This window comes from Streptomyces sp. NPDC088400, from assembly GCF_044753355.1.
Classification (GTDB): domain Bacteria; phylum Actinomycetota; class Actinomycetes; order Streptomycetales; family Streptomycetaceae; genus Streptomyces.
On sequence record NZ_JBIVMZ010000013.1, the window covers coordinates 36,797 to 59,802 of the forward strand.

The window sequence follows — 23,006 nt, forward strand, 5'->3', positions numbered from 1 at the left end:
CCGACAGACCGATTCGTATGCCCCGGATCCGCCCCAGGTTCCGGGGCATACGCCCGCTCAGGTCCTGTCTCTGTTCAGGGGCACGTCCCGGGCCCGGAAGGAAAGAGTGTCGTGCAGTTCCGCCAACAGGCGCTTACCAAGCTGCAGTCGCCCGAGGAAATCGACCTGCCGGTCCGCTTCGCCCGGCCCCAGGGCTGGCTCGTCCTGGCCGTCACGGTCGCCGTGATGCTCGGCGGCACCGTCTGGGCGGTGACCGGCTCCTTGTCGTCCACCGTCGGCGCGGCGGGCATCCTCACTCACGCGCAGGGCAGTTACGTCCTGCAGAGCCCCGTCGCGGGCCAGGTCACCGACGTACTCGTCGAAGAGGGCCAGCAGGTCCCCGCCGACAAACCTCTTCTCAAGGTCCGGACCGCGCAGGGATCCACCGTGATCCGCGCCGTCGCCGCCGGCCGGGTGACCACCCTGGTCGCCACGATCGGCTCCGTGGTCACCACCGGTGCGGATGTGGCGGCAGTGGAGCGGATCGAGAGCCCGGACGATCCGCTGATGGCGATGCTGTACCTGCCGGCCGACAACGGATCCTCGGTCCCGGTCGGAGCCTCGGTGGACCTCACCGTCCAGTCGGCGCCGACCAAGCAGTACGGGGTGCTGCGCGGCCGGGTGCAGTCGGTCGGCCGGACCGGTCAGACGGCTCAGCAGATCGGCGGCTTCCTGGGGAACAGCCAGTTGGGCGAGCAGTTCTCGAAGAACGGCCAGCCCGTCCCGGTCCTCGTGCGGCTGGATGCCTCGTCGCGCACCAAGTCCGGCTTCTCCTGGTCGTCCTCGGCCGGTCCGCCGTACGCGGTCGACTCCATGACCCTCGCCAGTGGCACCGTCCACCTGGCCGAGCAGCGTCCGATCGATTGGCTGCTTCCGTGACCGCACCGCACGAACCGGCACCGCACGAACCCGCGCCGCACGACCGACCAGCGCCGCCGGAGCAGCGGCTCGCACCCCCCGGGCACGGCCGGCGCCGCCCCGGCTCCGCGCGCGCCGGGAAGCCCCCGAAGACGCCCGAGGCCCCGAAGCGGAAGGCCGTGCGTACCCCCACCATCCTCCAGATGGAGGCCGTGGAGTGCGGCGCCGCCTCGCTCGCCATGGTGCTCGCCCACTACGGGCGGCATGTGCCGCTCGAAGAGCTGCGCATCACGTGCGGCGTCTCGCGCGACGGCTCCCGGGCCAGCAACCTCCTGAAGGCCGCCCGCAGTTACGGTCTCCAGGCCAAGGGCATGCAGATGGAGGCGGAGGCCCTCGCCGGGGTGCGGGCACCGGCCATCCTCTTCTGGGAGTTCAACCACTATGTCGTCTACGACGGCATGGGACGCAAGCTGGGCCGCCGGGGCTTCTACATCAACGACCCCGGCAAAGGCCGACGCTTCGTGACGGCGGAGGACTTCGACACCAGTTTCACCGGAGTCGTACTCGTCTTCGAGCCGTCGGACACCTTCCGCACAGGCGGCCGCAAACGAGGCGTCCTGGGCGCCGTACCGGCGAGGATGCGCGGCACGACGGGCACCCTGCTGGCCGCGCTGCTCGCCAGCCTGCTGCTGGTCGCCGTCGGCGCCGTGGTGCCCGCGCTGAGCCGTACGTACATCGACATGTTCCTGATCGGCAAGCAGACGTCGCTGCTGGGCCCGCTGTTCGCGGCGATGGCCGCGATGGTGGTGCTCACCGCGACACTGACCGGTCTCCAACAGGCCAACCTGCTGCGTGGGCGCATCATTTCGTCCACACTGAGCAGCGCCCGGTTCCTGCGCCATCTGCTGCGGCTGCCCGTCACGTTCTTCGCCCAGCGAAGCCCCGCCGATCTGGTCCAGCGCCTCCAGTCCAACGACGCCGTGGCCGAGACACTGGCCCGGGACCTCGCCGCCGCCGGGGTGGACGGGATCGTGGTGATCCTCTACGCCGTGCTGCTGTGGACGTACGACCCTCAACTGACCGTCGTCGGTGTGCTGATCGCCCTGCTCAACGTGGTCGCCATGCGGATCGTCATCCGGCTCCGCGCCACCCACACGCAGAAGCTGCGCGCGGACACCGCCCGGCTGACGAACACCTCGTACACCGGCCTCCAGCTGATCGAGACCATGAAGGCCACCGGTGGCGAGAACGGATACTTCCGCCGCTGGGCCGGCCAGCACGCCACCACGCTGGAGGAGCAGCAGCGCCTCGGCGTACCGACGGCGGCCCTCGCCGTGGTCGCGCCCACCCTCGCCACGCTCAACAGCGCGCTGATCCTGTGGATCGGCGGGCTGCGCGCGGTGGAGGGCCACCTGTCGATCGGTCTGCTCGTCGCCTTCCAGGCGCTCGTGACGCGCTTCACCGCGCCGATCACCCGGTTGAACGGAGTGGCGGGCCGGGTCCAGGACTTCGCCGCCGACGTGGCCCGGCTGAAGGACGTCGAGAGCTTCCCGGCCGACGAGCTGTACACCCGTCGCGCCGCGCCGGACGGGAGCACACGCCGCCTCACCGGCCATGTGCGCCTGGAGGAAATCACCTTCGGCTACAGCCCGTTGGACCCGCCGCTGCTCAAGGGCTTCTCGCTGACCGTCGGTCCCGGGCAGCAGGTCGCGCTCGTCGGCGGCTCCGGCAGCGGCAAGTCCACGGTATCCAGGCTGATTTCCGGCCTCTACCGGCCCTGGGAGGGGACGATCCGTATCGACGGGCAGCGCCTGGAGGACATCTCCCGGGGCGCGCTGGCCGCGTCGGTCTCCTTCGTCGACCAGGACGTCTTCCTCTTCGAGGGGACGGTCCGTGACAACGTGGCCCTGTGGGACCCGTCCATACCGGACGACGCCGTGGTCGCCGCCCTCCAGGACGCCGCCCTCTACGACGACGTGATCGTACGGCGCCCCGACGGCATCCACAGCCGCGTGGAGCAGGACGGCCGCAACTTCTCCGGCGGGCAGCGGCAGCGGCTGGAGATCGCCAGGGCGCTGGTCCGGCGGCCCAGCATTCTGGTCCTCGACGAGGTGACGAGCGCCCTGGACGCGCAGACCGAGCGGCTCGTCATCGACAATCTGCGGCGGCGCGGCTGTGCGTGTGTGGTGATCGCCCACCGGCTGAGCACGGTGCGCGACAGCGACGAGATCGTGGTGCTCGACCACGGTTCGATCGTGGAGCGGGGCCGGCACGAAGACTTGGTCGCCGCCGGTGGACCGTACTCCGAGCTCGTCAAGGAGCACTGAGGTGTCATCAGTTCAGCCGTCCACCGACCCGAACGTCGGTCCGTCAGCCGGCGGTCCCGGCGGGACCGACGCGGTGATCCACGCGCTGGGCGGACTCGGCGCACCGGTCGACCACACCGGCCTGGGCAGTGTGCCGCTGGAGGGACCGCAGGTGCTGTGGCTCGTCGCCGGCGGGGCCCTGGACCTGTTCGCCGTCGACGCCGCCCAGCAGGGGCACTGGCATTTCCTCGGCCGCCTCGAAGCGGGCACCCTGCTGCTCGGCCCGGTCGAGGGCCCTCAGCACACCCTGCTCGGCAAGCCCTCGCAGGACTGCGCACTGCGCCGCATCCCGCTCAGGGAGCTGTACCACTCCGAGTACGACCAGTCGTACGGAGGCGCGGGTGGAGCGGACGCGTACGGGTACGGGTACACGGGCGGATACGCGGGTGGATACGTGGACCCGGGCACGGGCGCCTACGTGGACCCGGGCACGGACACCGGCGCGAGCTGGGCGGCGACGCAACTGGAGCAGGCGTTCGCCCTCGGCACCGCGCGTGGCCTGGGCGTCCTGTTCGAAGCGCCGTTGGACGGCCGCCCCGGCGGCGACGAGGCCATGGCCGACGACGACATCCTGTGGATGCCGGTCCCTCCGGGCAGTGTGCGGTACGGCGCCTCGTACAGCGCCGAGGCGGCGGGCGACCTGCTGGTCGACCCCGCGATGTGGCAGCGGATGGTCAACCAGCAGTACCGGCTGCTGTCCGGGGTGGACCACTGGATCGAACAGCTGGAACTCGCCCACGCCGACCGCACGGCGGCCGGTATCCGGGCGGGCGAAACGGTCCGTGCCCGCGCGGACCAGGCGCTGATCGCCTCCATGGGCAGGCCCGCCAAGTCCGGGCGGAGCGCCGCCGGTACGCCCGAGAACAGCGACGACACGGCCTTCGCCATCTGCGAGGTGGTCGCCCGAGCCGGCGGGATCACCCTCTCCCGGCCACCGAGGGGCGGTCCGGTCAACGACCGCGTCGGCCCGGTCGAACGCATTGCCGTCGGCGCCCGGATCCGTACCCGTTCGGTCAGACTCGCCGGGGACTGGTGGCGCACGGACACCGGCCCCCTCGTGGGGCACTGGGCCAAATCGCAGGCGCCGGTGGCACTGTTGTGGCGCCGTGGCCGGTACGAGGCGGTGAACCCGGTCTCGGGCCTGCGGATGCGCATCGGCCCGCAGAACGCCGAGGAACTCGAACCCCGTGCCGTGATGTTCTACCGGCCGCTGCCCGACCGGCCCATGACCATGGGGCGGTTGATGCTCTTCAGCCTGCGCGGCAGCCGAACGGACCTGCGTAATCTGGCGATCAGCGGACTGGTGACGGTCGGCCTCGGCGCGCTGGTCCCGATCGCGACCGGTCAGGTGCTCGGTGTCTACGTACCGAACGCCGAGAAGAGCCTCATCGTCCAGGTCTCGCTGGCCGTCATCATCACCAGTGTCGTCACGGCGGCCTTCATGCTGATGCAGAACCTCACCCTGCTGCGGATGGAGGGCCGGATCGAGAGCACACTCCAACCGGCCGTGTGGGACCGGCTGTTGCGGCTGCCTACGAAGTTCTTCACCGAGCGCTCCACCGGCGAGCTGGCCAGCGCGGCGATGGGGATCAGCACCATCCGCCGAGTGCTCTCCGGCATCGGCCCGGTAGCCGTACAGGCGGGCACGGTCGGCGCGATGAACCTCGTTCTGCTGCTCTGGTTCAGTGTGCCGCTGGCACTGGCGGCCATCGCCATGCTGATCGTCATCGGGGCCGTGTTCCTCGGGATGGGGCTGTGGCAGGTGCGCTGGCAGCGACGGCTGGTGGAGCTCGGCAACAAGCTCAACAACCAGGCGTTCCAGACTCTGCGAGGGCTGCCCAAGCTGCGGGTCGCGGCGGCGGAGAGCTTCGCGTACGCGGCCTGGGCGGGCGAGTTCGCCCGTTCCCGGGAACTCCAGCAGCGGGCCGGCCGGATCAAGAATCTGACGACGGTTCTCGACGCCGTCTATCTGCCGCTCTGTTCGCTCATCATGTTCATGCTGCTGGCGGGCCCGGCCCGGGACAGCATGTCGGCCGGCGCGTTCCTCACCTTCAACACCGCCGTCACGATGCTGCTGACCTCCGTCACCCAGCTGACCGGCGCGTTCGTCTCGGCCGCCGCCGCCCTCCCGATGTTCGAACAGATCAAACCGGTCCTGGACGAAGCACCGGAAGTCCGCTCCACCAGCGCGCAGCCCGGTGTCCTGTCCGGTGGGATCGAGGCCAGGAACCTCACCTTCCGCTACGCCGACGAGGGTCCGCTGATCCTGGACGATGTCTCTCTGCGGATACAGCCGGGCGAATTCGTGGCGGTCGTCGGCCCCAGCGGCTGTGGCAAGTCGACGCTGCTCCGCCTCCTGATCGGATTCGACAAGCCGGTCTCCGGCAGTGTGCTGTACGACGGCCAGGACCTGTCCGCACTCGACCAGGCGGCCGTGCGCCGGCAGTGCGGGGTCGTCCTGCAGAACGCGTCGCCGCTCACCGGCTCGATCCTGGACTGCATCCGCGGCGCCGAGCCGTTCTCCCAGGAAGAGGCCTGGGAAGCAGCCGAGATGGCCGGGCTGGCCGAGGACATCAAACGCATGCCGATGGGTCTGCACACCATGATCTCCGGCGGCGGCGCGATCTCCGGCGGACAGCGACAGCGGCTGATGATCGCCCAGGCCCTGATCCGCCGCCCGCGCGTCCTGTTCTTCGACGAGGCCACCAGTGCCCTGGACAACGCGACCCAGCGCATCGTGATCGAGAGCACCCGCGCGCTGAGCGCCAGCCGACTGGTGATCGCCCACCGGCTTTCCACGATCATGGACGCCGACCGCGTGATCGTGATGTCGGAGGGCCGCGTCGTGCAGCAGGGCGCGCCGGACGAACTGCTCGCCGATACCGGCGGACACCTGCACGAACTGGTACGCCGTCAGCTGAGGTGATCTCGTCCGAGTGAGAATTCAGTTCCGGTCTGGCTATCGCGTCACCCACCGTGCCATAAGGAGGTAACACCCAAAAAGGGAAAGAGGGAACTGTGTACACATCGCGCATCAAGCGTCGGGCCACGGTGGCGCTCGCCGTACTCGTGATCGCTGGTTCCGGGATCCTGGCAGCCAATTCCGCTGTCGCGGCCGGTGCTTCCGCCACCGTCGCGGGCACGGGCACGGGCACTGTCGCGAAGGCGCCGCAGCCGGAAGACACCGTGGCACTCCCCAAGGGCAAGGTCGTCTCGCGGACCGCGCTGCACATCCGTGAGAGGCCGACCTCCAATTCCCCGTCCCTGGGCCTCCTCCCGCCCGGAACGATCGTCACTCTGCGCTGCAAGGTCGTGGGTCAGAACGTGGAGGGCAACGACCTCTGGTACCGGCTCGGCGGCGGGCGGACGGGCTATGTCGCGGCCCGGTTCGTCGAGAACCTCTCGCCGGTCTCCTACTGCCGGAACTGACGGCATCGCGGGTGGATCGCCGGCCGGCCACCGGCGATCCACCGGACATGGCGGGGCGGTGTCCCTCAGGCCCCGGCCAGTGCCGTGATCTCGGCGGCCGACAGCGTCTTCCCGTAGACGCGGAAGTCGTCGACCGCGCCCTTGAGATACGGGTCCGGGTACTGCGACCTGCCGATCCACGCGGACCGCAGCGTGTTGCCGAAGTGCCGCGGCTCGACGGTGACCGCGCTGTTGCGGCCCGCCTCCCGGCCGTTGACGTACAGGACCGCCGTACCGTTCCCGTACGTCACGGCGACATGCGTCCACACGTTGATGGGCAGCGCGGCGGCCTCGACGCGCTGTTCGGCCCCGCCGCCGCCCGCGGTGACGGCGAACCGCAGGGACCCGGAGTCGGCGCGCGGGGTGAGGAACAGGTTGGCGGTCACACCCGTCCCGAAGTCGAAGATCCGGCTCCAGGTCGCCGGCGTGCCGTCGAGCCTGACCCAGGTCGCCACGGAGTACGCGGAGGCGCCCGCGAGGACGTTGTCCGCGACGACGACATGGCCGTCGGTCCCGTTCAGCGCCACCGCCCCGGCGGTGTGGCCCGCCGACCGGGTGGCGCCGCCCGCCAGCCGGGCCGTCTTCCCGTTGCCGGTCGCGTCCAGCACGGTGTCGCCCGTGCTCTCGTCGAAGCGGTACCAGGCGGCGAACGCCGGGGGCGGGGGAGGAGGCGTGCCCGTGAGCCAGTAGACGTGGTAGCGCTGGTGGTGGACGCGGGCGATCGGCAGGAGGGTGACCTCCGTGGCGTCCGCGCTCGCGGTGAACCGCATCGGTGCGTCGGCCCGCTTGCGCACCGACGCCGTGTCCAGCCGGGGCATCGACTGGGTGGGCCGGCTCCCGTACGCGCCGGCCAGTACGACGGGTCCGTAGAGCACGGCCTGGACATCGGGGTCGTCGGGGGTCGGCTCGATCGTCACACGCATCGGCAGGGACACGTCCAGACGGTCACCGGCGCGCCAGGTCCTCTCGAGGGTGAACCAGCTGCCCGGAGCCGTACTGCCCTGCACCGTAAGCCCGTTGAGCCGCACCGAGGCGCCGGAGGTCCAGGCGGGGATACGGATCTGGAGCCGGTGGGCCGCCTGGCCGGAGACCACGGTCAGTACGGTGCCCGCCTGGTCGGGGAAGCCGGTGGTCTGCCGCCAGGTGATGCCCTTCTCCTGCCACGCCAGCTCGGACGGGATGAAGAGGTTGACGAGCAGGCGCTCCTCGTCGTGTGTGTAGACGGTGTCCGCGAACTTCGCGTGGGTCTCCATGCCGGAGCCGTGGTCGCAGGAGAAGTTGTCGTAGTCCGTGGAGTACATCTGCGGGTCCGTGCCCATGAAGGACGGCTGCCGCTTGAACGAGCCCGGGGCGAGGCCGGTGTAGTAGATGTTGAAGCCGTGCGCGGAGTCGGGGTCCTGCTCGCCGAGCATCTGGTTGAACAGCGTCCGCTCGTAGTGGTCGAGCAGTTCCGTGCGCTCGGGTGCGTGGAAGTGCAGAAGCCGTGTCAGCTTCAGCATGTTGTAACTGTTGCAGTTCTCGCAGCAGTTGTCGCTGAGCTGCGCGGCGATGGCGTCCGGCTCGTGGAACGCCTCACCGTTGCTGTTCCCGCCGATGACATACGTGTGGTGTTCGGTGACGATGCGCCAGAAGTTCTCGGCGATGTCGCGGTAGCGGTCGGGCAGACCCTCCTCCCACAGTCGCATCGCGCCGACGGCCTTGGGGATCTGCGTGTTGGCGTGCAGCCCGGCCAGCCGGTCCTCGTTGCGCGCCAGCGGATCGAAGACGCGGGCGTGGGTGAAGCGCTCGGCCACCTGGAGCCACTTCGCGTCGCCGGTCACCGCGTGCAGGTCGGCGAACACGTCGTTCATACCGCCGAATTCGGTCTCCAGTACCCGCTGCATCTGGGCGCTCGACAGCCGCGCCGTACGCCGGTCCACCCACGCGGCCTGGGCGAGGACGACATCGAGCGCCCGGGAGCTGCCCGCCAGCCGGTGCTGGTCCACGAGCCCCGCCATGATCTTGTGAATCGTGTAGTACGGCGCCCAGACCCCGGTCCCGGCTTCGAGGCGGTCGAAGAAGCTCTCCGGGAACGCCGAGAGATAGCCCTGGCCGAACCCCGCGCGCACTGCTCTGGCCTGGCACTCGGCGAGGGCGGTGACGAACTGTTCGCCCTTGTCGCGCAGCGCGCGTTCACCGGTGTTGGCATAGCTGAGGGCGAGGCCCGAGAGAAGGTGCCCCGTGCTGTGACCGCGCAGTTCGACGGCCGGGGCCTCCCAGCCGCCGCAGGGCTGAGCGCTGCTCGGCAGCCCGACGTTCAGCCGGAAGGTGTGCAGCAGCCGGTCGAGGTCGACGAACCGCAGATACGCCGAGTTGCGTGACTGGTTGTCCTTGAAGGCGCTCGCGAGCAGGGTCACCGCCCCGAGGGGGAACGGCTGGACCACGCCCGGCGCCCGGTGTCCGCCGCTGTCCGACGGCGCGGAGTGTGAGGGCGTGTGCGCGGCCGCGTCCGATGAACGGGCGGCGGCGGCCGGTGCGTTGGGTCCGCCCGCCGCCACGAGCGCGGTGGCAGCGGCCCCACCGGCGGCCGTGCCGAGGAAGTGTCGTCTGTCGAATGGTCCGGGCATGGCAGATCTCCGCATGTCGAGGGGTCTCGCGACCCGAGGCGTGTCCCGTCACCCATGGCTGTCCGGTAGGTCGAACGTTGTGCGACATGCTGCGCGCCCCCACGCTACTGAGGCCCCATCGGAAGTCAATGGCCCCTGGGGGGTGGGGAGTTGGGCGGATTAGAGATGGACGAGTTCGGGTGGTGGGAGCTATTGACTACCCGTCAGTAGCGAGCGCAATGTTGTGTCCATGACGACATGGGGCATGCGGCGGTCGGCACGGCGAGGAGCGCTGCTGGGCACGGTCTTCCTCCTCCTGGCGTCGGCCGGCTTCAGCGGTCCCCCGGCCGAGGCGTCGGACCGTGCCCCTCTGTGGTTCGACGGCACGGCAGCGACCGAAGTCACCGTGGACGGCGGCCGGTTCACCGACGGCCACGGGCGGGAAGTCGTCCTGCGCGGATTCAACGTCTCCGGCGAGACCAAGCTGGAGGAGAACGGCGGCCTGCCCTTCGCCAGTACGGCGGACGCCCGCGCCTCCGCCACCGCCCTGCGCTCCCTGACCGGCGGGAACGCCGTGCGCTTCCTCCTGTCCTGGGCCCACGCCGAACCCGAACCGGGCAAGACCGACACCACGTACCTGCGCGCCGCCACCGAACAGATCGGCGCGCTCCTCGACGCCGGGCTCCGCGTCTTCCCCGACTTCCACCAGGACCTCTACTCCCGCCACCTGTTCGACGAGGACAGCTGGTACACCGGTGACGGCGCGCCCCGGTGGGCCGTCGAAGCGGGCGGATACCCGGACGAGTCCTGTGGCATCTGCGTCCTGTGGGGCCAGAACATCACCCAGAACCAGGCCGTCAAGAACGCCTCCCGGGACTTCTGGCACAACCGCGTGCTGACCGTGCCCACCGACGCGGGCACGGTCTCCGTCCCCGTCCAGGACGCCTTCCTCGACACCGCGCAGAAGACGATGACGTACCTCGCGCGGAACCTCGACGCGGACCAGTTCGCCGGAGTCGTCGGCTTCGACCCGTACAACGAGCCGTACGCGGGCGAGTACACCAGCGGGCAGAACAGCCGGACCTGGGAACGGGACATGCTCTGGCCGTTCTACGAGAAGTTCCGGGCCCGGATGGACGCGGCGGGCTGGCGCGACAAGCCGGTGTTCGCCGAGCCCAACATGTTCTGGAACGCCAACCTGGACCTGGCCAAGCAGGAGGGCGGCCTCCTCGACGCGGGCCGTGTCGGCGGGCGCTATGTCTTCAACACCCACTTCTACGACCAGAAGGCCATCTCCGGCATCTTCATGTGGGGCAAGGCGAAGGACGGCCAGTACTCCACCGACTTCGGTACGGTCCGCGACCGCGCCTCGGCGCTGGGCACCGACGGGATCGTCAGCGAGTTCGGCCACCCGCTGAACGGCACCACCGCCGACAAGGCGCCCACGGTCGTCAAGGCCATGTACCAGGCGCTCGACTCCCGCCTGCCGGGCGCGACATGGTGGACCGGGGCCGCCCGCTCCGGTCCCGTACTCTCGGCCACCCAGTGGCAGTGGGACATCTACAGCGGACGCCACCACGAGGCGATGAACGGCAACCCGGACAAGATCCTCGAAGAGGCCGACGCCTGGAACGACGAGGACCTGTCCGCCGTCGAACTCGATGCCTCCGGGGCTGCCGTTCTGCGCCAGGACGCCCGGCTGCTCGACCGCCTCTACCCGGGCGCGGTGGCCGGCCGTACGCTCGCCTTCACCTACGAGGACCGCTCCCGTGACGGTGCCACCACCCTGAGCTGGAACCAGATCCCCACCGGCATGCCCAACACCGCGCGACTGGTCGGCTCCGGCCGGTACGGCATGCTGGTGTGGCGCTCCGAGGGCGCCACCCGGGCGCCGACACAGCTGCACCTGCCGAGCGGTTTCACCCCGGGATCGACCACGGTCGTCTCGGACCTCGGCACCACCACGGGCCTGCCGCAGTACGCGGCGCAGGGGCAGAACGCCGACCACCCCATCGCGTCGGCCACCGAACCCGGCACCACCGACGCGCGGCGGCTCCTGCTGTCCGCCCCGGCGGCGTCGGACGGTGCCGGGGCGCTCCACTACGCCCTGGTCGCCGACGGTGCCGCGGCCCCGACGCCGGAGCTGCGCGCGGCGGCACAGCGCGAACTCACCACGTGGCTGGCGTCCGCGGGCTTCCCCACGACCTGATGAGACGAACGAGCCGGTGCACGGGGCACTTCACGGTCCGGCGCGGTGTACCGGAGCGTCAGGAGGACAGCCCCGGGGCTTCCGCGGCCTCGGCCTTCCTCGCCCGGTACGCCATCCACGCGGCGACCAGCGCACCCGACACGTTGTGCCACACCGAGAACACGGCGGCCGGCAGCGCGGCCAGCGGGCTGAAGTGGGCGGTGGCCAGCGAGGCGGCGAGCCCGGAGTTCTGCATGCCGACCTCGAAGGCCATCGCCCGGCTCGCCGGCGGCCCGAGCCGGGCCAGCTTCCCGGCGCCGTAACCGAGCGCCAGACCCAGGCCGTTGTGCAGCACCACGGCCACGAACACGAGCAGGGCGGCCGACTTGATCGCGGCCGCACTGCCCGCCACCACGACGGCGACGATCACCGCGATGGTGAGGGCCGACAACCAGGGCAGCGCCCCCAGGACGCGGTCGACGTGGCGCCCCGCCAGCAGCCGGACCGCCAGCCCGGCGAGGACCGGGAGCAGTACGGTCTTCAGGATGTCGGAGACCATCGAACCCGCGTCGACCGGCAGGAACTCGCCCGCCAGCAGCAGCGTCAGCGGCGGAGTCACGAGTGGCGCGAGGACCGTCGAGACAGTGGCGACCGAGACCGACAGCGCCACATCACCGCGCGCCAGATACGTGACCACGTTCGAGGCCGTGCCACTCGGTGCGCAGCCGACCAGGATCACCCCCGCCGCCAGCTGCGGCGGCAGATCAAGCGCGTTGGCGATCAGCCAGCCCAGCCCCGGCATGATCACGTAGTGCGCGACCAGACCGAGCCCGACCGCCCACGGCCGTTTGGCGACACCCTGGAAGTCCTTCGGGGTCATGGTCAGGCCCATGCAGAACATCACGATGCCCAGGAGGTACGGCACCGAGACCGTCCAGCCCGCGAAGGTGTCCGGGATCACGAGCCCGAGGGCGCCCGCGACGAGGACCAGTACGGGAAAGACCGTGACGGCGCGTCGGGCCGCGCGGTCGGCGGAGTCCGGCGCGGCGGGCGCGGGCGCGGTGGTCTCGGGGGCGGTGGGCGTGGGGACGTCGGTCGACTCTTGTTCGGATCGCACGGCGTGATGCAACGCCTCACCGTCGCGCTGTGCAACACCGTCTCGTCATCTGGTCACCCTCGGCCACATACCGGAAGCCCCGCGGCTCGCGGCTTGACAGTGCGGCGGAGCTTCACGCGCCGTCCCTCCCCGGGCACGGCGGCCGGTACGTCAGTCGGGGGAAGTAGCGGCTCCACTCCCGGGCCGTGATCACCGGATCGGCCCGTTCGCAGGCCAGCCGCATCGAAGCGGCCGTGTCCGTCTGCCAGATCTGGGTGGTGTGGTCGGCGCTGCCGGTCGCGATCCAGTGCCCGCCCGGGTGCTTGCCCGGCCGGAACACGAGCGCGTTCACGGCGCCGAGATGACCGGTGAGGACGGACCTCAGGCGCGGCCGGCGGGTGTCGGCCAGATCCCACACCCTGGCCGTACGGTCGTAACTCCCCGACGCGAGCAGCCGCCCGTCCGAACTGAAGGACAGGGCCGAGACCACGTCGGCGGATCCGGTGAGCACGTTCCTGGTGACCGGGTGCCGCGGATCGCGGAGATCCCACAGCCGGATGGTGCGGTCGTCGCTGCCGGAGGCCAGCAGCCCGCCGTCGGGACTGAACGCCACCGCGTCCACGAAGTCCCGGTGGCCGGTGAGCACGGCCCGGACGGCCGGGCGGCGCGGATCGCGGACGTCCCACAGCCGGATGGTGCGGTCGTCGCTGCCGGACGCCAGCAGTCCGCCGTCCGGACTGAACGCCACCGGTTTGACGTTGAGCGTGTGAGCGCGCAGGACGGACAGCGGGGCGGCCGAGGCCGGGGCCGTGACGTTCCACAGCCGTACGGTGTGGTCGTAGCTGCCGGAGGCGAGCGTGCGCCCGTCGGGGGCGAACGCCAGGGAGAACACGATGTCCTCGTGCCCCGTCAAGGTCTTGACCAGGGCCGGGTGGCGCGGATCGTGGGCGTCCCACAGCCGCACCTTCCGGTCGCGCCCGCCGGTGGCCAGCAGCCGCCCGTCCGGGCTGAAGGCGACGGCGGTGACCGTGTCCGGATGGCCGGCGACCGTGGCCAGGGCGGCCGGCCGGAGCGGATCGGCCACGTCCCACAGCCGTACGGAATAGTCGAAGCTGCCGGTCGCCAGCACCCGCCCGTCCGGCCGGAACGCCAGCGAACTCACCGCCTGGCTGTGCCCGGACAACTGCACCGCCATGGTGCTGAGCACGGCGTCACGCGTGTCGCGCGCGGGCAGTAACCGGTGTGCGGCCAGGCTGAGTTGAGCGGCCAGAGCAGGACGTGTGTGACGGAGCGAGACCGCCTCGGCGGCGGCCTGCCGGGACACGGCCGCGTTCCGCTGCCGGGCCATCTCGGCCTCCGTACGAAAGGCGAACAGGGCCGCCGTCACCGCCGTCACCAACAGGACGACCAGCAGCCCCATGAGGTGACGCGTCCGCCGCGCCCGGCGCCGCAGCCGGCCGGCCTCGGCGCTCTCGGCGGCCAGGCTCGCGTCGAGGAACGCCCGCTCCCGGGAGGTGAGACCGGTCAGATCGCGGGCCGTCGTCAGCCGGGTCCCCCGGTACAGAGCACCGGGATCCCGGTGCACCGACTCCCAGGCGTGGGTCGCGTCGGTGAGCTGCCGGTGCAGGCGCAGCGTGTCCCGGTCCTCGGTCAGCCAGTCGCGCAGGCGCGGCCAGCAGCGGATCAGCGCCTCGTGCGTGATCTCCAGCCGGTCCCTGTCCAGTGAGACCAGCCGGGCGCGGACCGCGGCCTCCAGCACGGCGCGGGTGTCCGCCTCCTCGTGGTCCAGCTCGCTCAGCGGTATCCGGCGCCGGGTGTCCTCCGTGCCGTCCCCCAGCGCGGCCAGACGCGGGAAGATCTGCCGGGCCGTCCCGCGCTGGGCCGGGCTGAGCTTGTCGTGGAAGGACTCCGCCGTACGCGCCAGCGCCCCCTCGATACCGCCGGTCGCCCGGAACGCCTCCAGCGTCAGCGCGTTGCCGCGACGGCGGCGCCAGGTCTCCCGCAGGGCGTGCGACAACAGGGGCAGCACGCCGGCCTGGCCATGGGCGTGCGCGATCAGCGTGGCCAGCAGGGAGCCTTCCACGGTGAGCCCCGCCCGTACGGCAGGCTGTACGACGGCGCGGCGCAGATCGTCCAGGTCCATCGGGCCGACCACCACCTGCCCGTCGCGCATCGCGTCCACCAGCTCCGCGTGGCGGGTGCAGTGGGCGTAGAAGTCGGCGCGGACCCCGATGACCACCCGGCAGCGGCTGTTCGGCGCCCGGGTGGCGGCGGCCAGCGCCGCGACGAAGGCGGTGGCCTCACCGGGGCCCACCCCCTGTGTGAACACTTCCTCGAACTGGTCCACCACCAGCACGACTTCGGCGTCGTCGGACGCGCCGCGCGCGGCCAGCACACGCCGCACGGTGCGATGCAGGCCCTCCGGACCGGCCGAGAGATCGGCCGACAGGTCGGGCAGAGAACCCTCGGGCCACAGCGCGGACAGCTGGATCGCGCACTCCTCCAAAGGATGCGGCCCCGGGGTGAACACCACGGCCACGCCTCCGCGTTCGCCGTTCCCGGCACGCAGCCGGGGCAGCAGCCCGGCCCGCAGCAGCGACGACTTGCCTGACCCCGAGGCGCCCACGACGGTCAGGAACCGCCGGCCGGACAGCCGCTCGGCCAGCTCCTCGACCAGCCGTTCCCGGCCGAAGAACCGGTCGGCGTCGTCGGCCTGGAAGGCGGCCAGCCCCACGTACGGGGCCTCGCTCTCCGCGCCCGCGACGTCGTCGCCCGTACCCGTCCCGCTGTCCAGCGACTGGGACACCTCGTACCAGGTACGTTCCCACTCGGCCGTGTCCCCGTCGCAGGCCGCCACATAGGCCAGCGTCACCGCCAGCGTCGGCAGCCGGTGCCCGGCCGCCGCCCCGGACAGGGTCGCGATCGAATAGTGGGCGCGCGCGGCGAGTTCCCGGTACGTCGGATTGCCGCACTTCTGCCGCAGTCTCCGCAACTCGGCGGCGAACGCGAGCAGCGGACTGTCTCCGGATTCCAACGGCCGTTCCCCACGGGGCACCCGCCAGCACCTCCCCCTGATCGGCGCTCGGTCGCGCCTGATTCGACGCCCGGACCAGCGCTCGTTTGTTCAGTATCCGTTTGTTCAGCACCGGCGCCCCGAGACCGAACAACGGCGGTCCGGCTACACCTGGGTGAGGCGTCGGACGACGCGTCGGTGACCTGACGTCGCAGCGGTGAAGAGGTCGCGTGTGCGCGGGCCGGTTCCATGGGCCGTTCTGTTCGGCGGTGCATTCGACTGGGAGGTTCGTGCGCGAGAGAGCCGGCGCGGAGGAAAGCGGAAGAAATGCGGGAACAACGGGGGAAGGCGGCGAATGACGGGGGCAGAGAGCGGTGGTCGTCCCGCGGGCTGGTTCGTGGTCCTGGCCGACTGCGAGAGCGGCACCGCGGCGGCAGCCGCCTTCGACGGCGGCCGTTCCGGTGCCGGTACGAGGCACGGTGCGGGGCCCGGTGCGGACGGCGGTGACCGAGGTGAGGACGGGGTGCGCGTCGTCCGGCATGCCTCGGGCCGCCCCTGGCTCGTGGGGAGCTGGGACGACGACGAGTTGACGGTGGTGTCCGCCGGGCCCGTACGCCTGGCGGTGATCGGCACCTGCTCGGCCGACACGCCCGCGCTGCGCGGAGCCGCCGAAGGACTGGCCTCACTGAGCGATCTGGACACCGCCGCCCGTACCTGGGCGGGCAGTTACCACCTCCTGGCCTCTCTGCACGGCCAAGTACGCGTACGGGGAACGGCGTCGGGGATGCGCAGGGTCTTCCACGCGCGTCTCGGCGGCACCGTGGTGGCCGCCGACCGCTCCGATGTCCTCGGCCCGGTCGTGGGCGCCGGTCTGAACGAGGACGTACTGGCGCTGCGCCTGATCCCGGTCGAGGTGCCGCACCCCTTGGACGGGCTTTCCGTCTGGCGGGGCGTCGAGGCGCTGCCGCCGGGACACTGGCTCGAACTGGGCCACGACGCGATCGCCCGCGCACGGCAGTGGTGGTTCGCGCCGGAGGGAGAGCTGACCGTGGCCGAGGGGGCGCCCGCGCTGGCGCGCGCTCTCTCGGACGCGGTCGCCCTGCGTACCCGAGGCGGCGGCACGATCAGCGCGGATCTGTCCGAAGGCATGGACTCCGCCCTCTTGTGCTTTCTCGCGGACAGCGGCCCCGCGCGCGTCCTCGCCGTGACCCCCTCAGGACTGGACTCCGTACACGACGACGCGGACTGGGCACGCCGAGCCGTCGCTCATCTGGGCCCCGGCACCGTGCACCGCGCGGTGGACCCCGAGAGCCTGCCCGCCTGGTTCACCGGCCTGTCCCGGGCCGGTGAAGGCATGGACGAACCGACGTCCGGCATCCGGAACCGGGCGCGGATCCGGCACTCGTCCCGTGAACTCGCCGCGGCGGGCTCCCGGCTCCATCTGTCCGGCGAGGGCGGCGACCAGGTACTGCTCGCGGCGTACGGCTATCTGCACGACGCGCTGCGGTCCCGGCCGTCCGTGGCATGGCCGCAGCTCCGCGCCACGGCCGCCCGGCTGCGCTGGCGCCCGGCCGCCACGGCTCGGGCCGTCACCGACCGCCGCTCGTACGGCCGTTGGCTGGCCGACACGGCGAAGGACCTGGCCCCGCACTCACCCCTGGACCGGGTGCCCGGCCTCGGCTGGCAGCTTCGTCCGTCCCTGCCCGAGTGGGTCACCCCGGACGCCACCGCGACCGTACGCCGCCTGCTGACCGGGGCCGCCGCCACGGCGGTACCGGCGGAGCCGACCCGCGGCCGGCACGGCACGCTCGCCGCCATCCGCGCCGCCGCCATGGCGAGCCGCGATCTGGCCCGTGTCGCCGAGGAGGCCGGAACTCCCGTTCACCACCCGTACTTCGACGACCGGGTACTGGAAGCGTGCCTGGCGGTGCGCGCGTACGAACGCACCAGCCCGTTCGCGCACAAGCCGCTGAGAGCGGCGGCCATGCGCGGCATCGTCCCCGACGAGCTGCTCGGACGGCGTACGAAGGACGATGTCACCGTCGAACCGCACTCCGGCCTCGACCGCGACCGGGCGGAGTTGACGGAACTCCTCGACTCACCGCTGCTGGCCCGCCTGGGCCTGATCGACCCGGGCATCCTGCGCCGTACGGTCCTGAGCGCTCTCGCGGCCCGCAGCTGCCTGCCGGCGATGGAGAACACCCTCGCCCTGGAGGCATGGCTGCGCGCCGCGACCGCCTGGCCGCCCCGGCCAGGGAGCCGAGCCCAGGAGGGCACGCTTCTCTGACTCCGCGCCTCTTCTAGCCGTGGCCGACCGCCAATGGTTCGAAGGCGATACGGGTCCTCGACCCGTCGTCCGCCCAAGTCACCTCGACGGTGTCCCCGTCCACGCTCACCTCGCTCACCGCCCCCGACAGCGGGGCGCTCCCGGGCTCGGCGGTGAGCGTGGCGAGAGCCGCGAAGAGCGCGGTGCCCTCCGCCTCGCCGGAGAGCCGGGGGACGAGCGCCCAGCGGGTGTACGCCGTACCCTGCGGCGCCCGTAGCTCCTCGCCCGAGTCCCCCGAGTCGCCGGAGTCGCCGGAGTCCCCGGAGTCCCCAGCGCTCCCTGAGCCCCAGCCGTGGAGGCCGTGCAGAGCCGAGCGCACACTCTCCTCGGGGCCGGTCGCCCAGCCCGTCTGCCGTACGCGCGCCCCGGCGGGCGCGCCGAGCACGCGGTGCACCCGCAACTCGTACCTGCCCCGGACCACGGTGACGCTTTCGACCCGCAGCCCCGGCACCATGGGCGCGCCCGAGGGGAAGACCGGCCGGTGCCAGGAGGCCGCCCAGCCCCAGCCGTCACCCTGTCCGGCGCCCAGCGGGTGGATCCGGCGACGGCCACTGGCCTTCCCCGCGATCTCCACCGCCAGGTGATTGTCCGCCACGTTCGCGACCGCCGTGGGACCGGTGCGGGTGGAGTAGGCCTGCCGGCTGTAGTGCGGGTCGTCCCGCACGCCCGACTCGCCCTCGTGGGGGCGGATGTGGTCGCTGCCGTGATTGTGCAGCCGTACGATCCCGTCCGCCCGGGTGGACTGCACGAGCAGCCCCGGCGCGGGCAGGGCGAGCACCCGGTCGGGACCCTCGCTGGGCGCGGGTTCCTCGGTGGCCGTCCACAGCGGATGGTCCTCGGGGGCGAGCAGCGAGACGAAGGCCTTGGAGGCCCAGTATGGCGAGGCGGGACCGGAGTAGTGCTGGAGCGTCGCGTCGTGCGGGCCGTGCCAGCCGAGGCTCAGCAGCCCGTCCGTGCCGGTCGCGCCCCGGTCGAGGAAGTAGCGCAGCGCCCCGTTCACCAGCCGCCGCGAGACGCCCGGCGTGAGCGGGGTGTGTCCGGTGACGGCGCCCAGCGCGACCGCCGCGCCCGCCGCGAAACGGTAGTTCAGCGAGCGGCCGAAGTGGATCGGCGCTCCGTCACCCCCGAACAGCAGCGAGAACCCGTCCAGATACTCACGCAGCCGCCCCCCGTAGGGCGTTGGCAGTCCTTCACGACCGGTCTCTTCGCCACTGGCCTCTTTGCCACCGGTCTCTTCGCCGCCGGCCAGGTGGGCGTCGAGTACCGGATAGAGGTGCAGAGCCCAGCCGTTGTAGTGGTCGAAGGCGCGGCTGTCGCCGTCGGCGTACCAGCCCTGGCCGCGGTACCACCCCTCCAGCAGATCCAGCGCCCGCTCCCGCGCACGTGCCGTCTCGGCGTCGCCGCGGCCCACTGATTCCAGGAAACCGGCCACGGAGTAGGGGAACAGGTACCAGTTGTTGGGCGCCGGGGTGTGCCGCAGCGCGCCCCGCAGCCACTCCTCGGTGCGGTCCCGCACCCCTGGGTCCAGCCGGTCCCAGAGCCAGGGCCTGGTCAGCCGCAGTCCGATGGCGACGGACGCGGACTCGACCATGGGCTGGCCCTGTACGTGGTGGTCGAGGATCAGCGGCCAGGACTCGGTGTCGTCCCGTCCCGGCGTACGGGTGCCGGCCGCGAGCCCGTCCGCGTACCGGTCGAGCCAGCCGTGCGGGTCCGCGCCGCCCGCGCCCGCCACCCGGAAGGCGGCGGCGAGGAACGTACGGGCGTAACCCTCCAGGCCGTCCGAGCGCACCCCCGAGCCGGACGGCCGTCCCGGCAGGTCGAGCAGGGCACGGCCGGGGGTGGACCACCGCCAGGCGGCGCGCAGCAGGCCGTCGGCTGCGGCCTCCCAGTGTGCCCGGGTGTAGCCGGTGTGCGGGCTCAGCGTCCGGTCCTCCGGAGGGAGTTCGAGCGCCGGATGCCCGAGCGCGGGGTGTCCCGGAGCGGGGCGTTCGGTGGATGAGGTCATGCGAGGAAGGCCAGCCTTTCGCGTCGTACGGGATGAGCGAAGCCGTCGCCCCCGGCCCAGCGGGCGGCCTCGCCGACCGCCAGATCGGTCAGCCGCCTGAACTCATTGCCCTGGGAGCCCGCGAGATGCGGGGTGATGGTCGCGTTCTCGCACTCCCAGAGCGGATGTCCGGGCGGCAGGATGTCGGGATCGGTGACGTCGAGGACCGCCCGGATCCGGTCCTCGCGCAGGACGTCGGTGAGCGCGTCCTGGTCGACGACGGCGCCGCGCGAGGTGTTGATGAACACGCTGTCCGGCCGCATCGAGGTGAGCAGTTCGCGGCTGACGAGTCCGGTGGTGGCGGGCAGCAGCGGAGTGTGGACACTCACCGTGTCGCTGCGCTCGAACAGTTCACGGAGCCCGACCGGCCGGACCCCGAGCGCCGCCGCCTCGTCGTCGGAGACATAGGGGTCGTGCAGCAGTACCCGCAGGTCGTACGGGCGCAGCAGTTCGATGACGCGCCGGCCGATCAGGGAGGCGGACAGAATGCCCACCGTACGGCCGTAGTTGCCCACGTCGGCGGCGGTACGCAGCCAGTCGTCGCGGCGGCGGGTGGCACGGAGGTCGCGGGCCCGTTCCAGCACCCGCTTGCCGGTGAGCAGGATCATCGCGACGGTGTACTCCGCGACCGGCAGGGCGTTGGCGGCGGCGGCCGAGGACACCTCGATGCCCCGTTCCCAGCAGGCCTCGGTGACATGACCGCGGATCGTCCCCGCGGTGTGGACGACGGCGCGCAGCCGCGGCGCCGCGTCCAGGACGGCCGCGTCGAGGGGCGGGCAGCCCCAGCCGGTGACGAGCAGTTCCACGTCCGCCAGCGTGGCGCGCGCCCGGTCGGTGGTGAAGTCGTCGAGGACGGGCGGCGGCGTCAGGTCGCACACCGCGCCGAGCGCGGCCAGGGACTCGGGGCCGAGGACCGCCGCGGCGGCATCCGGGGCCATGGCGAGGGCGGCGCGAGGGCGGGGACGTACGGTCGGTGCGGTGGGCATCTCTCTCCTGCGTACGGGGACCGGTGCGGCTGAGTCCTGTCCGGCCGGTCGGCCGGACAGGACCTACTTGACGGCGCCCGCGGTCAGGCCGGACCGCCAGAAACGCTGGAGCAGCGCGAAGGCGAGAATCAGCGGCAGGACCGCGAGCAGCGAGCCCATGATCACCACGGGGTAGTACTCGGGGGAGACGGTCGCGGAGCTGTTCCAGGTGTAGAGACCGAGACTCACCGGATACAGGTCCTGGTCGGAGAGCATCACCATGGGCAGGAAGAAGTTGTTCCAGATCGCCGTGAGCTGGAAGAGGAAGACCGTGACGAGCCCGGGGCCGAGCATCCGCAGGGCGATCCGCGCGTAGGCGGTCAGTTCGCCGGCGCCGTCCACCCGAGCCGCTTCGAGTACCTCGTCCGGTACGTACCCCTGGCTGAAGATCCGGCCCAGATAGACCCCGAAAGGGTTGAAGAGCACGGGGATGAAGACCGCCCAGAAGGTGTTGACGACACCCGCGCCGGATGCCATCAGGTAGAGGGGCAGCGCCAGGACGGTCTGGGGCACCATCACGGCCGCGAGGACGAGGCCGAACAGCTTCTCCTTGTGAGGGAAGCGGTACTTGTCGAAGGCGTAGCCGCAGGCGATGCTCACCAGGGCGCCGATCGCGGCGCCGAGGACGGCGTACAGCAGGCTGTTGCCGTACCACCGGCTGTACAGCCCGCCGTCCATGGCGAACAGGTCCTTGAGGTTCCGTACGAAGGAGAAGTCGCTCAGCGACAGCAGATCGCTGCTGAACAGGGCGTCGCGGTTCTTGGCCGAGGCCAGCACCAGCCACATCACCGGCAGCAGGGTGTAGAGCACCGAGATGCCCACGACGAGATTGACGACCGAGCGGCCCAGCAGGCGCGGCCGCAGCGGCCCGGCGGTGCCGGTGGCGCTGGTGGTGCGAGTGCCGCCGGTGGTGCTGGTCGCGCTCATCGGGCGTCCTCCTCAGGGGCGTTGGCGCGGTTGGTCCAGCGGGTGACGATGTAGGAGAGGGCGACCGTGCAGGCCAGCAGGACCACGGAGGCGGCAGCGGCGAGGCCGTAGTTGTTACGGGTGAACGCCGCGTCGTAGATGTACATGCTGGGCGAGAACCGAGTGTTGATCATCTGGGTGGACTGGCTGAGCAGCATCGGCTCGGTGAAGAGCTGGAGCGCGAAGATCAGGGTGAACATGGCCACCATCACGATCGATGAGCGCACCAGCGGCGTCTTGACCTGAAGGGCGGTACGGACCGGTCCCGCGCCGTCGACGACCGATGCCTCGATGACCTCGCGCGGTACGGCCTGGAGCGCGGCGTAGAAGACGACCATGTTGTAACCGAGGTTGCTCCACAACGCGATGTTCACGATGGACGGCAGCACGGTGTGGACCCCGAGGAAGTCGATCGTGATGTCCGCCTGGGCGAACAGCGCGATCACCGGACTGATGCCGGGGGTGTACAGGTACAGCCAGATGAGGGCCGCGATGATGCCGGGCACGGCGTGCGGCAGGAACAGGCCGAGCTGGGCCCACGACCGCAGGCGCACCACACCGGAGTCGAGCAGCAGCGCCAGCGCGAGGGCGCCGGTCACCATCAGCGGAATGTAGATCAGGCAGTACAGGACGACGGTGCCGAGCCCGCCGAGGAAGGTCGGGTCGGTCAGGACGGCGGCGTAACTGCGCAGCCCGACGAAGACCGTGCGCTCCGGGCCGAAGCCGAGCCCCGGCTGGTCGTCGCTGAAGAAGCTCAGCCACACGGCTGTGCCGACGGGGATCAGGAAGACGGTCACCAGAAGGACGAAGAACGGGGTCATCAGGACGCCGCACGCGCCGAGTTCGCGGCGCCGGGCGGACGTGCGGGTGCCGTGCGCGGGCGCGGCGGCGCGTACGGGGACGCGGCTCCTGGTGCCTGGCGGCGCCGTGTCCGCCGGGCTGGTGAGGGGGCCGGCCAGGGGCTTGCTCACGGGGTTGGTCATGGGGTGTCACCTGCCTCTCTGCTGCGGGGACGGGATACGTGGACCGGCG

Annotated in this window: 13 protein-coding genes; 6 read left to right on the top strand and 7 right to left on the bottom strand. The window is 71.5% G+C overall.

Annotation, left to right across the window (positions count from 1 at the left end):
- The first annotated feature begins 111 nt into the window (after positions 1–111).
- From ACIQD6_RS28335 to ACIQD6_RS28350, 4 genes are all read left to right on the top strand, one after another.
- Positions 112–918 carry an HlyD family efflux transporter periplasmic adaptor subunit gene (locus ACIQD6_RS28335; protein WP_401887603.1) on the top strand — a complete coding sequence of 269 codons (807 nt, stop codon included), beginning with the start codon at positions 112–114 and terminating at the stop codon, positions 916–918.
- Entirely contained in the window at positions 915–3,224 is a 2,310-nt protein-coding gene (locus ACIQD6_RS28340) for an NHLP family bacteriocin export ABC transporter peptidase/permease/ATPase subunit (protein ID WP_401887605.1), read from the top strand. Before ACIQD6_RS28335 ends, ACIQD6_RS28340 begins: the two co-directional genes overlap by 4 nt.
- 1 nt (position 3,225) lies before the next feature.
- Positions 3,226–6,189: an NHLP bacteriocin export ABC transporter permease/ATPase subunit gene (locus ACIQD6_RS28345; RefSeq protein ID WP_401887607.1), complete on the top strand. Its 2,964-nt coding sequence runs from the start codon at positions 3,226–3,228 to the stop codon at positions 6,187–6,189.
- Positions 6,190–6,281: 92 nt separating this feature from the next.
- A complete protein-coding gene (locus ACIQD6_RS28350) occupies positions 6,282–6,692 on the top strand; it encodes an SH3 domain-containing protein (RefSeq protein WP_401887609.1) in 411 nt (136 codons plus the stop codon).
- 65 nt (positions 6,693–6,757) lie between these two features.
- On the opposite strand, the gene ACIQD6_RS28355 is transcribed toward ACIQD6_RS28350, so the two are convergent.
- Positions 6,758–9,337, bottom strand: a complete 2,580-nt coding sequence (locus ACIQD6_RS28355) for a beta-L-arabinofuranosidase domain-containing protein (protein WP_401887611.1) — start codon at positions 9,335–9,337, stop codon at positions 6,758–6,760.
- A gap of 229 nt (positions 9,338–9,566) precedes the next feature.
- Between ACIQD6_RS28355 and ACIQD6_RS28360 the strand changes: the two genes are divergently transcribed.
- On the top strand, positions 9,567–11,525 hold the full coding sequence (locus ACIQD6_RS28360) for a cellulase family glycosylhydrolase (RefSeq protein ID WP_401887614.1): 1,959 nt from the start codon (positions 9,567–9,569) through the stop codon (positions 11,523–11,525).
- Positions 11,526–11,583: 58 nt separating this feature from the next.
- Here the strand turns inward: ACIQD6_RS28360 and ACIQD6_RS28365 are convergent, their stop codons facing one another.
- Complete coding sequence (locus ACIQD6_RS28365; RefSeq protein ID WP_401887617.1) at positions 11,584–12,621, bottom strand: bile acid:sodium symporter family protein; 1,038 nt, start codon at positions 12,619–12,621, stop codon at positions 11,584–11,586.
- 112 nt (positions 12,622–12,733) lie between these two features.
- Entirely contained in the window at positions 12,734–15,634 is a 2,901-nt protein-coding gene (locus ACIQD6_RS28370) for an XRE family transcriptional regulator (RefSeq protein ID WP_401887619.1), read from the bottom strand.
- Positions 15,635–15,968: 334 nt separating this feature from the next.
- Here ACIQD6_RS28370 and ACIQD6_RS28375 point away from each other — a divergent pair, with 334 nt between their 5' ends.
- A complete protein-coding gene (locus tag ACIQD6_RS28375; RefSeq protein WP_401887621.1) occupies positions 15,969–17,900 on the top strand; it encodes an asparagine synthase-related protein in 1,932 nt (643 codons plus the stop codon).
- A gap of 13 nt (positions 17,901–17,913) precedes the next feature.
- Here the strand turns inward: ACIQD6_RS28375 and ACIQD6_RS28380 are convergent, their stop codons facing one another.
- From ACIQD6_RS28380 to ACIQD6_RS28395, 4 genes are all read right to left on the bottom strand, one after another.
- Complete coding sequence (locus ACIQD6_RS28380) at positions 17,914–19,944, bottom strand: DUF2264 domain-containing protein (RefSeq protein ID WP_401887624.1); 2,031 nt, start codon at positions 19,942–19,944, stop codon at positions 17,914–17,916.
- The gene (locus ACIQD6_RS28385; protein ID WP_401887627.1) at positions 19,941–20,969 is read right to left on the bottom strand and encodes a hydroxyacid dehydrogenase; all 1,029 of its coding nucleotides are present in this window, start codon (positions 20,967–20,969) and stop codon (positions 19,941–19,943) included. Before ACIQD6_RS28385 ends, ACIQD6_RS28380 begins: the two co-directional genes overlap by 4 nt.
- Before the next feature lie 63 nt (positions 20,970–21,032).
- On the bottom strand, positions 21,033–21,935 hold the full coding sequence (locus ACIQD6_RS28390) for a carbohydrate ABC transporter permease (protein WP_401887630.1): 903 nt from the start codon (positions 21,933–21,935) through the stop codon (positions 21,033–21,035).
- Entirely contained in the window at positions 21,932–22,957 is a 1,026-nt protein-coding gene (locus ACIQD6_RS28395; RefSeq protein ID WP_401887633.1) for a carbohydrate ABC transporter permease, read from the bottom strand. The genes ACIQD6_RS28390 and ACIQD6_RS28395 overlap by 4 nt, the downstream gene beginning before the upstream one ends.
- Positions 22,958–23,006: the final 49 nt, after the last annotated feature.